The organism is Cognatishimia activa (assembly GCF_026016445.1).
In the GTDB taxonomy this organism is placed as follows: Bacteria; Pseudomonadota; Alphaproteobacteria; order Rhodobacterales; family Rhodobacteraceae; genus Cognatishimia; species Cognatishimia activa_B.
On record NZ_CP096147.1, the window covers coordinates 2,556,910 to 2,570,213 of the forward strand.

General features: G+C 52.2%; 16 protein-coding genes and 1 pseudogene. 11 read left to right on the plus strand and 6 right to left on the minus strand.

The features are described 5' to 3' along the window. Positions 1-30 precede the first annotated feature (30 nt). Genes M0D42_RS16050 through M0D42_RS12700 form a run of 4 tightly spaced genes read right to left on the minus strand, consistent with a single transcriptional unit; the run spans position 31 to position 3,688 of the window. Positions 31-834, minus strand: a complete 804-nt coding sequence (locus M0D42_RS16050; protein WP_419195971.1) for a sulfotransferase family protein — start codon at positions 832-834, stop codon at positions 31-33. Between the two features lie 60 nt (positions 835-894). Next, positions 895-1,572 (minus strand): GntR family transcriptional regulator, encoded by a 678-nt coding sequence (locus M0D42_RS12690; RefSeq protein WP_265018979.1) that lies wholly within the window; start codon positions 1,570-1,572, stop codon positions 895-897. Then, entirely contained in the window at positions 1,569-2,600 is a 1,032-nt protein-coding gene (locus M0D42_RS12695) for a Gfo/Idh/MocA family protein (protein WP_265018980.1), read from the minus strand. The genes M0D42_RS12690 and M0D42_RS12695 overlap by 4 nt, the downstream gene beginning before the upstream one ends. After that, complete coding sequence (locus M0D42_RS12700; protein WP_265018981.1) at positions 2,597-3,688, minus strand: isocitrate/isopropylmalate dehydrogenase family protein; 1,092 nt, start codon at positions 3,686-3,688, stop codon at positions 2,597-2,599. The genes M0D42_RS12695 and M0D42_RS12700 overlap by 4 nt, the downstream gene beginning before the upstream one ends. A 132-nt stretch (positions 3,689-3,820) precedes the next feature. On the opposite strand from M0D42_RS12700, the gene M0D42_RS12705 reads away from it, so the two are divergent. The 9 genes and pseudogenes from M0D42_RS12705 (at position 3,821) to M0D42_RS12740 (ending at position 11,108) form a co-directional block, all read left to right on the plus strand. After that, positions 3,821-4,828, plus strand: a complete 1,008-nt coding sequence (locus M0D42_RS12705; RefSeq protein WP_265018982.1) for a Bug family tripartite tricarboxylate transporter substrate binding protein — start codon at positions 3,821-3,823, stop codon at positions 4,826-4,828. 58 nt (positions 4,829-4,886) lie between these two features. Next, the gene (locus tag M0D42_RS12710) at positions 4,887-5,639 is read left to right on the plus strand and encodes a tripartite tricarboxylate transporter TctB family protein (protein ID WP_265018983.1); all 753 of its coding nucleotides are present in this window, start codon (positions 4,887-4,889) and stop codon (positions 5,637-5,639) included. Continuing rightward, on the plus strand, positions 5,639-7,150 hold the full coding sequence (locus M0D42_RS12715; protein WP_265018984.1) for a tripartite tricarboxylate transporter permease: 1,512 nt from the start codon (positions 5,639-5,641) through the stop codon (positions 7,148-7,150). The genes M0D42_RS12710 and M0D42_RS12715 overlap by 1 nt, the downstream gene beginning before the upstream one ends. Next, the gene (locus M0D42_RS12720) at positions 7,150-7,437 is read left to right on the plus strand and encodes a putative quinol monooxygenase (RefSeq protein WP_265018985.1); all 288 of its coding nucleotides are present in this window, start codon (positions 7,150-7,152) and stop codon (positions 7,435-7,437) included. The genes M0D42_RS12715 and M0D42_RS12720 overlap by 1 nt, the downstream gene beginning before the upstream one ends. Further along, positions 7,434-8,255: an N-acyl homoserine lactonase family protein gene (locus M0D42_RS12725; protein ID WP_265018986.1), complete on the plus strand. Its 822-nt coding sequence runs from the start codon at positions 7,434-7,436 to the stop codon at positions 8,253-8,255. Before M0D42_RS12720 ends, M0D42_RS12725 begins: the two co-directional genes overlap by 4 nt. 121 nt (positions 8,256-8,376) lie before the next feature. Next, positions 8,377-8,670, plus strand: coding sequence for a hypothetical protein (locus tag M0D42_RS12730; RefSeq protein WP_265018987.1), 294 nt, complete (start codon positions 8,377-8,379; stop codon positions 8,668-8,670). A gap of 407 nt (positions 8,671-9,077) precedes the next feature. Continuing rightward, complete coding sequence (locus M0D42_RS12735) at positions 9,078-9,245, plus strand: hypothetical protein (RefSeq protein WP_265018988.1); 168 nt, start codon at positions 9,078-9,080, stop codon at positions 9,243-9,245. 91 nt (positions 9,246-9,336) lie between these two features. Further along, positions 9,337-9,453: pseudogene (locus tag M0D42_RS16055) on the plus strand (twin-arginine translocation signal domain-containing protein); the annotation flags it as partial. Beyond that, positions 9,423-11,108, plus strand: coding sequence for an acyl-CoA dehydrogenase family protein (locus tag M0D42_RS12740; protein ID WP_265018989.1), 1,686 nt, complete (start codon positions 9,423-9,425; stop codon positions 11,106-11,108). The pseudogene M0D42_RS16055 and the gene M0D42_RS12740, both read left to right, overlap by 31 nt. Before the next feature lie 71 nt (positions 11,109-11,179). Here the strand turns inward: M0D42_RS12740 and M0D42_RS12745 are convergent, their stop codons facing one another. After that, complete coding sequence (locus tag M0D42_RS12745) at positions 11,180-11,554, minus strand: hypothetical protein (protein WP_265018990.1); 375 nt, start codon at positions 11,552-11,554, stop codon at positions 11,180-11,182. A gap of 79 nt (positions 11,555-11,633) precedes the next feature. On the opposite strand from M0D42_RS12745, the gene M0D42_RS12750 reads away from it, so the two are divergent. Both M0D42_RS12750 and M0D42_RS12755 read left to right on the plus strand, forming a co-directional pair. Next, positions 11,634-12,194: a TetR/AcrR family transcriptional regulator gene (locus M0D42_RS12750; protein WP_265018991.1), complete on the plus strand. Its 561-nt coding sequence runs from the start codon at positions 11,634-11,636 to the stop codon at positions 12,192-12,194. Further along, positions 12,191-12,577, plus strand: a complete 387-nt coding sequence (locus M0D42_RS12755) for an META domain-containing protein (RefSeq protein WP_265018992.1) — start codon at positions 12,191-12,193, stop codon at positions 12,575-12,577. The genes M0D42_RS12750 and M0D42_RS12755 overlap by 4 nt, the downstream gene beginning before the upstream one ends. On the opposite strand, the gene recO is transcribed toward M0D42_RS12755, so the two are convergent. Beyond that, a complete protein-coding gene (recO, locus tag M0D42_RS12760) occupies positions 12,555-13,283 on the minus strand; it encodes a DNA repair protein RecO (protein ID WP_265018993.1) in 729 nt (242 codons plus the stop codon). The two genes, M0D42_RS12755 and recO, sit on opposite strands and share 23 nt — an antisense overlap. Between the last annotated feature and the right edge of the window lie 21 nt (positions 13,284-13,304).

The following is a 13,304-nucleotide window of genomic DNA, read 5'->3' on the forward strand; positions in this document are numbered from 1 at the left end:
CAATCGTTTCTGCAAATGGTTTATGATCAATTAACCATGCTGCGTTTGATTATCCTGAAAATGCCCCACCAATCTCCGATGCTGGCAACAAAGCTCATCCGCGATCGACAAAGATAAGTCGCTTTCCAGTTCGACTGCTTCAGACGAACGAGCCTCAATCTTTCGTGCTCGGCCACTGTATATCGGATCTCCACCTCCACCTTTGGTCGAGGCAGGATGTGAGGCGTACGTGTTATCCAGACTGCGTGACAGCCCAATCCACTGCCCGATACCAATGAGGGTCTGTTCAGGATCACGGAGTAAGCTCTCACTGGTTAAACCAATGCGATGATTGGCTGGAAATCGGTGCCACAAGCTCTCTAATCTTTGGATTCGATCCAAATAATACCGACCAGCATCCTGCAACGATGATATCTCTGGCAAATCAGATCTCTGTGACAGATTGTAGATTGATCTGACTGAAGGCGCTGGTTTGCGCACAAGGAAAATAGCTCGCGCATTCGAAGTGGTCTCAGGCGAGAAATCATCGAGATGATTGTGGAGTATCTTATCCAAGATAAACGGTGACTTCGGCTGAAAGGCGCGTCGCCTGGCGATGTTTACGAGCACGCGGCCTGGCGCGAACTTGTCTCCGTGACAGACATGGGTTTCCCCATATCCCGATACGTCAGGATGCGACGCCAGAACATTGCAAAGAGCCGTTGAGGCGGAGCGCATGTGTGACAGGACGAGGATCATTCGCCCAGGATGAGCCTGAGGTAGAACAACAGTGGCCGGCCATGCCAAGCCCAATTTCACGAAAGCGCACAGTCCCCTGCGTGATTGTAAACTCATCACCAAGAATGGCGTCAAAAGTAGATAAAATAGGGTTAACTGAAGCCGTGTTCCGATCGGTTACAGGTGATTGAGCCTGTGTTTTTCGAGCAAGGCGATCAATATCTCTTTGGCATGTTGCCGATGTTCTCTGTGACGTTTGCGAGCGGTCTCGGCATCACCTTTTTGAATTGCCTCATAAACAGCGCGGTGGTCGGCATTTGACTTGGTGGGTACGGGGCGAATGAAAAGAGTCGTCATGCGGGCTCTTCGTACTTGATCGTTCATCATGTTGAAAATCGTCGCCACACGATTGTTCCCCCCCAGCCGCACGAGTTCTGCGTGAAAGCGATTGTCTGCTTCAGCCCATGCTTCCAGGTCTTCAGCCTCCACTGCCTGATCCATTGTTTCAATCGCATCAGCCAACTCAGAAAGTTCAGCAGACGAATATCCGCGCGATGCCGCTAATTCCGCCGCTTGGCTCTCTAAAGCTGTTAACACTTCATAGATCTCGCGCATATCACTTGGGGACACAGGAAGGATGCGCACCCCTTTGCGGGGACGCAGCTCAAGCAGGCCCTGGTTTTCAAGCGTTAAAGCAGCCTCACGAATGGGTGTCCGAGACATGCCAAGACGCTCAGCCAACTCGCTTTCCAAATGATCCGTACCTCCGGCCAACTCACCGGAGAAAATCATGTGACGCAACTCGCGGAGTGCACGTTGAGAGTTAGATAGCGATTTTGGGGCGGCTTCGTTCAAGGCTCCTCCAAAGAGATTTTGCGACCTGTTTCTGCAGACTCGTAAATCGCCTGCTCGATTTCAATGACCCTAAGGTAGTCCGCAGCGATATTCTCAAGCGGGGTTTTCCCCAAAAAGCCTGAAACTGCGTGGCTTTGCAAGGCATGGACGCAATCACCGCCAAATCCATGCCAAGTATCTGCCGCCAGAATTTCGGTTTCAGACATGTCTCCGAACGCTCTAAGGGTTACCCTGCCGTCACCGTAGATGGCCAGTGTTCCTTCCGTGCCCTCAATCAGAGCTTCTCCCATCGTACGGCGATGGTTATCAGCAGAGTGGTCCAAATTTCGATTGCCATCAAAAAGCGCGCGAACGCCGTCCGGGTGGTCAAAGAGAACATATCCTGCGTCCTCGCCTGCAATCACCGGGTTCACTTTGCGAAGATCGGCATAAACCGCCGTCGGATCCCCAAGTAGGAATCGGAAAGTATCCACCCAATGCACGGCTGTTTCATGCACAAGAAATTTATCCATCTCTTGAAAATAAGGCTGCCGGTCCAAATAAGCGTCAGGGCCCTGCCCGTCACCGGGTCGTAGTCGAAACGTCACCTGCTGCAAGGTTCCGATGCGCCCAAGATCCAGCTCTGTTTTCACGGCGCGGTACCAAGGTTGAAAACGGAAATTCTCATGCACAACAATTGTGGCGCCAGCGGCCTCAACCTCCGCCACGATTTCTTTTGCTTCATCCAGATCGTTGCAAAACGGCTTTTGGCAAATCATCCATTTCAGACCATGTGACAGAGCCGTACGAATGGTCTTTGCATGAGCAATAGGTGGAAGGATAATGTCCAAGATATCGGGGCGTTTCTCCACCAGCATTTGTGACAGGTCATCGAATGCAGGCCACCCCGTGCATTCTGCCTTTTCAATGTCTCGATTGCAGCTTCCAACCGGCTCCACGTTCGAAATGCGCGACCAGCTGCCATAGTGAAACTGGCTGAAATACCCTGCCCCTATGCAGGCAACTTTTAGCTTCTGATCTTCAGTCATGATACAAACAGCATATCCAATACAGCACTCGCGGCCTCTTCGGTACCCGCGCTCCCCCCAAGATCTCGTGTCAGAAACCGACCATCCGCAACAACATCTTCTACAGCTTCGCGCAGTCGACGCCCATCATCAACTAATCCTGCGTGATCCTTTTCGATGCCAAGCCAATCCAGCATCATAGCGGCGGACAATATCATCGCCATCGGATTGGCCACACCTTGGCCCGCAATGTCTGGCGCAGAGCCGTGACACGGTTGAAATACAGCGTGCTCAAGACCAATGTCCGCAGACGGCGCTAGGCCAAGCCCCCCCATCAACCCTGCGCCCAGATCAGACAAAATGTCTCCGAACATATTCTCAGTGACCAAGACATCAAAATCCCATGGCTTCTGAACCATCCACAATGCGGTTGCGTCGACATAAGCGTGATCGGATTCAAGCTCTGGGTGCCGTGATGCTTCGGCGTTGAACATGTCCCTGAAGAAAGCAAAGGCGCGAAATACATTTGCCTTGTCCACGCAAGTCACCCGTCCAGGACCACGCCCTGCTTTCTTCCGGTTCTGTGCCATTTCAAATGTGAAACGGAACAGTTTCTCAGAGATATCTCTCGTGATCAAAAGCGTTTCGCGCGCTTCATTTTCGCTAACTTCGCCGCATCCTTGGGTATAAAAGAGACCTTCCGTACTTTCGCGCACCAGCACAAAATCGATTTCTTTACCCTCTGGCATATTCAACGGAGTGCGCTGACCTGTTTTGACGGTCACAGGACGTACTCCAGCAAAAAGCGTCAGCGCCTTACGCAGATCAATTTGGGGAGAAATTTCTGTGCCGTCTTCATAACGGACATCCGGCAACCCCATTGCGGAAAGCAGGATCGCATCAGCAGATTTTGCGGTGTTCATCGAGGATTCGGGAAACGATTCGCCCGTCTTGGCGTAGTGAGCTGCACCAGCGGGGGCATCTTCGAATCGAAGCGAATAGCTATCGCTGGCATCTGACATTCGGCGCAGGATTTTAACCGTTGGGGCCATAATTTCAGGGCCAATCCCGTCTCCTGCAAATACCGCAATATTGAAAGTCTCTGCCATTTCTTCCCGCTTTCTTTCCGTTCGGATCGCTTAATTCGAGGCTTTTTCAAACCAAAAGTTGACAATGCATTCATTAATGCATACGCAAATAAATGCAATACAAAACGCATTACTCTTGGGAGGAGCACAAAAATGAAATTTGCGTTGCGCAAAGCAGTGGCGATCACTGCAATCGCCGCGGGGCTGGGAACGGCTGCTGCTGCACAGGATTATCCATACCGTGACATCACGACGGCCGTGGTTTGGGGCGCTGGTGGTGGCACAGACTCCATCAACCGCATGATCATGGCAGAAATGGAAAAACACCTGCCGGTTTCGATCAATGTGATCAACCAAACTGGCGGTGTCGCCGGTTCAAACGGCATGGTCTATGTGTCCAACCAGCCAGACGATGGCTACACACTGGTCGGTCTTTCAGAATCAAACGTAACCGCTGCCGTTCAAGGTGGGTGGGATAAGAAATTCGACTACTGGTATCCGTTCATCGTAGGTGGTTCACCTGACCTGATTTCTGTTCCAGGCAACAGCCCTTACAACACAATTGAAGAATTGGTTGAAGCAGCGAAAGCAGCACCGGGCTCGATCCCAGCCGCAGCATCTGGCGCAGGCTCCATTCACCACCTGAACCTACTGGCAATCGAGCAAGGTTCCGGTGCAACCTTTAAATTCGTTCCATACAAAGGCTCTGCACCGGGCCAAGAAGCAGCAATCGCAGGCGAAGTTGCTCTGGTTGTGACCTCATTGGCAGAACAAGCAGCATTGATCGAAGGTGGTCAGTTGAAACCACTCGCAATGCTGACGCCAGATTCCGTTGAAATCGCAGGCAAGACAGTCCCTTCAGCGTTCGATAGCTTCGACGGCTTGGACAAATATCTGCCGCTGAAACAGGCCATTGGGTTTGCGGTACACAACTCTGCAGGTGATGACGTGAAGGCGGCTCTGGGAGGTGCATTCGAAAAAGCGATCGCATCTGATATCGTTGCAGAGTGGGCAACTGCGAACAACTATGATGTTGGCGGCCAATACGGTGAAGAAGCGCAAGCGCTGTTTGCAACGCTGGAAAGCACCTTCGCCTACACCCTGAAAGACCTCGGAGCGACCACCGTCGATCCAATGTCTCTCGGCATCGACAAGCCATAAGGCGCAATGATCCCAGGGGGCGCCTTCGGGCGCCCTTTTTCTGTGTGGAGACAAGACTTTGGACCAACCCGACGACCTCACCGTACTGCGCGCTCGTGACTTTTGGAGCTCACTGGTTCTCATCGCACTGTCGATTTTCTTTTTCTGGGAGACCACTTCCATACCGCTTTTCGGTGAAAACCGCGCGGGCGTAAGTGGAGCTGACTGGTATAACTCGGCTGCACTTGTACCCTTTGGGCTGTTTGGTGGCATGTTCGTTTTGGCCATTGTCCTGTTGGTTATATCCATACGTTCAGGCGGCGCACAACACGCCCTTTCCTCGGTCGGGATTGGCTGGAACAAAGATGAAGTACTGCGATTTTCCACCATCGGCCTCACACTGGCCGCCTATATCGTCGGGCTCGTACCTCGCGTCGATTTCATCCTATGTAGCGGATTGATGATCACAGCCATGATCTATGGCTATCGGGGCGGACACGCGCCTCGCATGGTGCTTTCAGCGATGGTCGTCACAGTGGCAGGGCTATACGCCTTTGTCGCGAACATGCCGCAAGCCGATTGGAAGCTGCACGATGATGATTGGGTGACACTAGTCCTTTGGATCGGACTAACAGCCTTTATCCTGATAAAGCATCGCAGCGATCGGGTCATTCGGATCATCCCGATCATCGCTGTATTTGCACCGACAATCCTCGTTTGCGCTATGGCCTTTGGCTTCCGCCAAAATGTGCCCAACCGCGGCGGGTTGATCTTCAAAAACATCGAATACCACTACTACGTCTCGCTTAAGCCGCTCTGGAGCCAAAAATAATGGACTTTGTAATCTCTCAACTTGCTGGCTTTGGCGGAGCCATGGCGTCTCTCGTTGTTGATCCGCTCACCTACGTTTATCTGATCACATCTGTGTTCCTGGGGATTACCTTTGGCGCGTTACCGGGGCTTACAGCGACGCTAGCCGTGACCATTCTCACCGGCTTTTTCAGCAACAAAATCCCTCTGGATTACTCCCTCATCGCATTACTCGGTGCCTATGTGGGTGCGATCTATGGCGGCTCCTATCCTTCGATATTGCTCAATATTCCGGGCACCGCCGCCAGCGCCGCGACAGCTATGGATGGATACCCCCTTGCGAAGTCAGGACGTGGTGGTGAGGCCCTTGGCATGACCACAACAGCGAGTTTCATCGGCACCGTCATTGGCACCATCGCACTTTTGATTTTCGTTTGGGTGCTGCTTCTGATTTCCAAGAACATTGCCAGCCCCGAAAAGGCTCTCTTAGCGCTTTTCGGAATCCTCCTCTCCGGAACGCTGATGAGCGAAGACCTGGTCATAAAGGGATGGATCGCGGGTCTTATCGGGCTGGCGATGGCAATGGTTGGACTTGACCCACTACTGTCTGAGCCGCGTTACACCTTTGGCTGGTCTTACATGCTGTCAGGCTTTCAGGTTGTTCCCGTTCTGATGGGGGCCTTCGCTATTCCACAGATTATCGAAGGCATGCGCCACATTGAATCGGGACAGGTGTTGGCTCTGAAGGGCCGCATCATTCCCAATATGGCAGCCATCAGACGATACCTCCCCACCATTGGCCGTTCAGGTGTCATCGGTACAGGTGTTGGGGCGCTTCCCGGTGTCGGTGAAGACGTGGCCGGATGGGTGTCTTACGGTGTGGGAAAAACGGTTTCAAAGGAAGGTGACAAGTTCGGCAAAGGCAGCCTCGAAGGGCTTCTGAGTTCCGAAACCGCGAACAACGCCTGCATTGGTGGTGCGCTCATTCCGCTGTTGGTGCTTGGGATTCCAGGTTCACCTCCAGCGGCAGCGCTCATGGGGGCCTTCAAAATCAACAACGTCATTCCCGGTCCAACCATTGACCCGGCCATTATCCTACGTGTTGTGGCTATTCTGGTGCTGGCCAGCTTGACCATGTTTATCATGGGTCTCTTCACTGCTAAGATCTTTATCAAGATCCTCAAAATCCCGCAGACGGTTTTCCTTCCAGTGGTGATGATCCTGACGACCATTGGTTCCTTCTCAGTTGGCGGAGGTATCAACGACTTGTATCTGATGCTGGGTGTTGGTTTCGTGGCTTACTTCATGAACCTACTCAAATACCCGATCGCACCTTTGGTGATTGGCGTCATCTTGGGGGGCTTGTTTGACGAAACATTCCGCCGCTCCCTTTTCCTTTCTGACGGTGATCTGTCTGTATTTATAAGCCGCCCCGGCGCCGCTATTCTTCTGTGCCTAAACCTAGCGCTGATCCTAAGCCAACTGCCGATCACACGCCGCGGCCTTGCTTGGCTCAAAGGGAAGATCGCCTAATGTTCGCCGTAGTCGTTAAATTCACTGTCAAACCTGATCGGCATGAAGAGTTCTTGCCGCTAATGATCGAAAACGCACGCATGTCTAGGAAGATGGAGCCGGGATGCAAACAGTTTGATGTATGCGTCGGAGAAGACCCATCTAGCGTGTTCCTCTATGAGATCTATGACTCCAAGGCTGCCTTTGATCTCCACCTTCAGAGTGAACATTTTCTAACCTTTGACAAAACAGTCGCCAATATGGTCGCCTCAAAGTCAGTGCAACTATTTCATGGGGTCATCAGATGAGCGACTGGGAAGTTTACTCGGTCAAATATGCCGATCGGAATAGCCGTACGCGCGCGGATAGTTTCATCTTTGACGATAACCACGACGCCCCCCACGACATGGACTACTTCATCTGGGTATTGCGACGTGGTGACAAAGTTATTCTCGTAGACACTGGATATGACGAGGCCGAAGCGAGGGAACGGGAACGGCCGATCATTATGGATCCGAGAGAGGCGCTCAAGCCACTCGGATTGCAGCCCGAAGCGATCACCGACGTTATTGTCACGCATCTCCACTATGATCACGCCGGAGGGCTCCACATGTTCCCGAATGCGCTGTTACACATGCAATCCGCTGAAATGGCCTTCGCAACGGGGCCTTGTATGTGCCATGGAACGCTCCAGGCGCCATTTTCTGCTGGCCATATTTGTGAGGCCGTTAAACGCCTCTACGCAGGTAAGCTTACCTTCTATGATGGATGCGCTGAGATTGCCGAGGGTGTCACAGTTCACCACATTGGCGGGCACTCGCGAGGGTTGCAGTGTGTCCGAGTCAAAACCCAGGCGGGCTGGCTGGTCTTAGCCTCTGACGCCACTCACTTCTACGAGAATTTTCTAAGTGAAAAACCGTTTCCAATCGTGGTTGATCTTGAGGATATGTTGAAAGGCTTCGCCACGCTGCGGCAATTGGCAAGCTCTCCAAAACTGATCATCCCGGGACATGATCCTCTTGTGAAGCAACTGTTTCCACAATTTGGGTCAGACCATATTCATCGGCTTGATATCGGCCCCCTAGATGAATTCGCTGAAATCTGGAAACAAGACACTGTAAAATAAGAGAAACTTTTGTCGCAAAATTCACTCTTACTTGTGGCACAAAATTTGAACATACGCTCAAAAAGTGGGTGATTTTTTGCGGGGAACATCCTATAAGTCTCAAGATGAGGTATGAGTAACTATGACTGACATTTCCAAACTTGCTGAACTTAGAAAACTCCTTTTGGGAATGGAGCGGGCGATGGGTCTAGAAGATCTGTCAGCTGTTGAGCGGGATATTTACTATGCCGCAACAGAGCTTGCCTCACACAACCATGGCGTGCGCACAACAGGTCTTCTATCACATAGCTTGGTGGAACATGTGTCACGTCCGACCTTCTTTCGCGCCCTTAAATCGTTGGTGAACAAAGGTTACCTCTCACAAAGCTCGACATCCCGCCGCGGCGTTTATATGGTGCATGCACCACAGGTCTAAATTGACCAATCGCATGGGAGCACGCATTGAGGTTGAAATCGCTTGCTGTTGACACAGTCATTGCGTCTACAGCCTATATCATTGCCTTCTTTGTAACTTTCGGCGCCTTGATGCCTGTTCAAAACCTTTTTTTCGCGGATTTTCATAGCAGCGCTAGCCTTTTGTTTTTGCCCCATGGAATACGAGTACTCGCTGCATGGCTTTTAGGGTGGCGCTCTAGCATAGCGTTGCTACCGGGTGTTTTCTTCACATACTACTATCTTGCAGGCGCAAATGTATTCTTGCCAAGCCGACTTGCCGGCATTGCGATAGCTGTATTGGTTGCCCCAGCGGTTTTCTTTGCAATCTCTCGTCTTTGGCATGACATTAGTCCATCAAAAGACCAAGATCCTTGCTGGCCCTGTGTAATGTTCGCTGGTGTTATCGCTGCAATCCTTGGTGGCATCCTGACCAACTTGGCATTTGGAAGCCCTCCACTGGATTATTTTGCTTTCTTCATTGGTGATGTTGCTGGTCTGTTTTTCTTGATGCTGATCCTAATGCTGATCTTTCGCCATATCCGCATTAACGCGTAAAGCACCTCTAGATGCATGAAAAATATAAGTTTCTCATCAAATCGGCTTGCGTAGTGTGAGCATGAAAGAAATCCATGACGTAACTTTATAGACATCGCGACGTCATTTTTTGTATTTTTGTTGCGCTGCAACTGCAAAAGGATTATGTCACACTGCAGCAAAACAAGGATGTGATTCATGGCTCATGACGGACAGGACCTTACTATGACCAACTCTGCCATTCTGCCCGATCTTCTGGATCTGACCAAAGCCGCGCTGCCTCCGGTAAGCGCAATCGTTGATACGGCAACGACCAAACTGCGCGAAGCGACGCTTGATGGTGACCGTATTTCCGGTGCCAAGATCGAAGAAAACCAAGTTGCTGCGCATGCACTGTCATGGCTCGCAACTTACGACGAAGCCCTGAAGCAAATGCAGGCCTGGGCTGAACGCCTGACCGCGGATGGCAAGTTCGGCGAAGTCGAACAGCTGATCCACCAAATCGCTTTCGGTGAATACCTCTGGCAGATCTATGGTGGTATCCCGATGAGCCAAGGCGAAATTATCCGCTTACAGGACATAGGCCTATCCCAAGACGAAATGCGTGGCTTGATGGAACCAGCCGTGATGACGCTCTGCCAAAACGGCAACACACAGTCGGCACGCACTCGTCTGGTCGAGCTGATGCAGGAGCAAGCTGCGAATATTACAGTTGGTACTTCTGGCCTTGATGAAGAGCTGGAAATGATCCGTGAACAATTCCGTCGTTACGCGGTCGACAAAGTCATCCCCCACGCACACGAATGGCACCTAAAGGATGAGTTGATCCCACTGGAAGTCATCCAAGAACTCGCCGAAATGGGCGTCTTTGGCCTGACCCTGCCGGAAGAATACGGCGGTTTCGGACTGTCAAAAGCGTCTATGGTTGTTGTGACCGAAGAACTGTCTCGTGGCTACATTGGTGTAGGCTCCCTTGGCACACGCCCGGAGATCGCATCAGAGCTGATCCTCTGTGGTGGTACCGAAGAGCAGAAACAGAAATGGCTGCCGAAACTCGCGAGCGGTGAAGTTCTGCCTACAGCTGTCTTCACGGAGCCAAACACCGGTTCGGACCTCGGCTCCTTACGCACACGCGCCGTTAAAACCGATGATGGTTATGAGATCACAGGGAACAAAACCTGGATCACCCATGCTGCCCGCACACAGATAATGACCTTGCTCGCACGCACCGATCCAAACACCGACAACCACAAAGGTCTGTCGATGTTCATCGCTGAAAAGACACCGGGAACAGATGAAAACCCATTCCCGACCGAGGGCATGACTGGCACAGAAATCGAGGTGCTCGGCTACCGCGGCATGAAGGAATACGAGCTGAGCTTTGACGCCTTTAAAGTAAAGGAAGAAAACCTGCTCGGCGGCGAAGAAAACAAAGGCTTTAAACAGCTGATGCAGACCTTCGAAAGCGCGCGCATTCAAACAGCGGCGCGTGCTGTTGGCGTCGCACAGGCCGCGCTGGATGTATCAATGCAATATGCGATCGACCGCAAGCAGTTCGGAAAGTCGCTGATCGACTTCCCTCGCGTGTCCGGCAAACTAGCGATGATGGCGGTAGAGATCATGGTCGCCCGTCAGCTGACTTATTTCTCTGCGTGGCAGAAAGATCACGACAAGCGCTGTGACCTCGAAGCGGGTATGGCGAAGCTTCTGGGTGCTCGCGTTGCTTGGGCCGCGGCTGATAACGGCCTGCAGATCCACGGCGGTAACGGCTTTGCACTGGAGTATGAAATCAGCCGCATCTTGTGTGACGCGCGCATCCTGAACATCTTTGAGGGTGCCGCGGAAATCCAAGCACAAGTGATTGCGCGCCGTCTGCTTGGGTGAAAGCAAGGAAACCTAAGAAGAAAGGGCACCGCTTATGCGGTGCCCTTTTTTGTGTGTTCAGGTTATCATTGTCAGGGCGAGCCGCGTCGTAGGCCGACAATAGATACCAGTGGGATCAACAAGAATATGATCCATTGTGGCATTTGCCAGATTGTGCCCAATAGCGTGGCCCCATACCACAGAAACAAAGCCGCAAATCCCAGTTGAATAGCGATCATCTGCCAGATCATCGCAGGGGTGTCATGTTTTGCAGCCCAGAGATACGCCAAAGCAAATCCGGCTATGACGACCGATACGGCATGCCACAGGACGGCACTAACGGCGCGCAAATACTCGGACAATTCACTTGCCTGGATGGGCACGTGAATTTCAGGCCCTCCCGCAAAAACATGCACCGATAGGGTCACTACCGTCAGTGCTGATGCCGCCAAAAACCACCGATTCATATCGCTCTCCCGATTCCATACGCTAGCGTATGGAATAACGCGACTTGCCCCCGCTTGCAACGCCATTTAGGCCTGTTGCATGGCAAAGAATCGACTTTCACGCGAGTTGTGGTTGGCAGCTGGCTTCAAAGCATTGACCGAACAGGGTCCCGTAGCACTTAAAGCGGAGCCATTGGCGCGCCGACTGAACACGACTAAAGGCTCATTCTATTGGCATTTTCAGGATGTTCCCGCGTTTCAGGCTGACATGCTTGAACTCTGGGAAAAGCGCGCTTTTTCTGAAATCGTCGCTGCTGTAGAAGCGGTGGACAACCCCATCAAAAGGCTCAGAACCTTAAGTGATATCGCTGCCAAGTCCGCCCCCGAGGAATTTGGCGGTGCAGGTGCAGAACCAGCGATCCGCGCATGGGCGCGTGAGAACGAAGCCGTGGCGGAAGCCATGGATCGGATCGATGCAAAACGTATGGAATACTTGCAGGGTCTACTTGCAGAAATCGGCCTCACCAATGGCGAACTTTCTCGCATTCTCTACGGGGCACTGCTGGGTATGCAGGAACTGTCGACACGCGATCAGCATGACAATGCGCAAGCTATGGGCACTTTGGTCGATCTGCTCCTTGCTCTATATGAAGACGAATGAGATTTCTTGCGCTTCTTCTTTTGATCTCCGCCTGTGAACGCGATGAAAGCCTGACCGCTTACGGAGCGGCTGGTACCTGGGACTTGCAGGAAATCAACGGGCAACCATTTGACGCCCCCGCATCCATCGTCTTTGCAGAGGATGGTCAGGTGAAAGGCGAAGCCCCCTGTAATTCCTACAGCACCTATCAGTCAGCGCCCTACCCTTGGATAGAGCTTGGTCCAATTTTATCGACCAAACGCGCGTGCGCAGATTTATCCGCGGAACAGGACTACTTTGCAGCGCTGGGAAAGATGTCACTGGCGGAAGTGTCTGGCGAATTGCTGATTCTGAGCAATGATGAAGATGAGAGTCTTCTGTTCAGGAAGCAGCACGACGGCTAAGCGCATCCAGAAAACGAGCGCGTGCATCGGGGAGCGGCTTGTTCCCTAGGTTGGGCGCAAGCTTGTTCTCCAGAAAATACCCAGTGGTTTTTAAAGCAGATAATATCGCCAAGTCATCATCTGATCCTTGACCCAACAGGATTTCCGGAAGCGGCAACATTCGATCAATCCACTCGCCAGCCCCCTCGATGGTGACGGCCCTGCCAGATTTCGGGGATATATGGGTCAGCGCTTTTGTACGTCCGGTCACAGCGCAGCTGGTCAGATCAAGACCATACCCAAGCTCATCCAACAATGCGAGTTCCCACTGTAGGTAGGCCAGAGGCCAAATCTCATCCTGACCCAATAAATCCAGAAGCGGTTCCGTCTTTTCGTACAGCGCCAGATGCGCCTCACGTTCTGGCAGTGAAAACGACAACAAGGCCGTGACCGCATTTAGTCCAGCTAGTGAGAAGCGATCTCCGAGAGCGAGAGCCCGACTTCGAATAGGCTCAACCGTGAAAGAACCGATATGTTCTGAGAGGCGTGCTTTCCACTGTACCTCAACCTGACCGCCGGCCTGTAAGATCGGGGTCATTTTTCGGCTGGTCCCCCCGCGCACAACACCTGCGTGACGACCTCGTGAAGGCGTGAAAACCTCTAGGATCACAGAGTTTTCTCCGTGTTTCCGGGTTGAAAGAATTATGCCTTGGTCACGCCATTCCATGAACGCACCCTATGGGGGATT

Bases quoted from the DNA above. Each gene is read 5' to 3' on its own strand.
- M0D42_RS12725 (WP_265018986.1), top strand. From the start codon at position 7,434: ATGAGCGACTGGGAAGTTTACTCGGTCAAATATGCCGATCGGAATAGC.
- M0D42_RS16050 (WP_419195971.1), bottom strand. From the start codon at position 834: ATGAGTTTACAATCACGCAGGGGACTGTGCGCTTTCGTGAAATTGGGC.
- M0D42_RS12735 (WP_265018988.1), top strand. From the start codon at position 9,078: ATGTTCGCTGGTGTTATCGCTGCAATCCTTGGTGGCATCCTGACCAAC.
- M0D42_RS12695 (WP_265018980.1), bottom strand. From the start codon at position 2,600: ATGACTGAAGATCAGAAGCTAAAAGTTGCCTGCATAGGGGCAGGGTAT.
- M0D42_RS12700 (WP_265018981.1), bottom strand. From the start codon at position 3,688: ATGGCAGAGACTTTCAATATTGCGGTATTTGCAGGAGACGGGATTGGC.
- M0D42_RS12740 (WP_265018989.1), top strand. From the start codon at position 9,423: ATGGCTCATGACGGACAGGACCTTACTATGACCAACTCTGCCATTCTG.
- M0D42_RS12745 (WP_265018990.1), bottom strand. From the start codon at position 11,554: ATGAATCGGTGGTTTTTGGCGGCATCAGCACTGACGGTAGTGACCCTA.
- M0D42_RS12730 (WP_265018987.1), top strand. From the start codon at position 8,377: ATGACTGACATTTCCAAACTTGCTGAACTTAGAAAACTCCTTTTGGGA.
- recO (WP_265018993.1), bottom strand. From the start codon at position 13,283: ATGGAATGGCGTGACCAAGGCATAATTCTTTCAACCCGGAAACACGGA.
- M0D42_RS12715 (WP_265018984.1), top strand. From the start codon at position 5,639: ATGGACTTTGTAATCTCTCAACTTGCTGGCTTTGGCGGAGCCATGGCG.
- M0D42_RS12755 (WP_265018992.1), top strand. From the start codon at position 12,191: ATGAGATTTCTTGCGCTTCTTCTTTTGATCTCCGCCTGTGAACGCGAT.
- M0D42_RS12705 (WP_265018982.1), top strand. From the start codon at position 3,821: ATGAAATTTGCGTTGCGCAAAGCAGTGGCGATCACTGCAATCGCCGCG.
- M0D42_RS12750 (WP_265018991.1), top strand. From the start codon at position 11,634: ATGGCAAAGAATCGACTTTCACGCGAGTTGTGGTTGGCAGCTGGCTTC.
- M0D42_RS12720 (WP_265018985.1), top strand. From the start codon at position 7,150: ATGTTCGCCGTAGTCGTTAAATTCACTGTCAAACCTGATCGGCATGAA.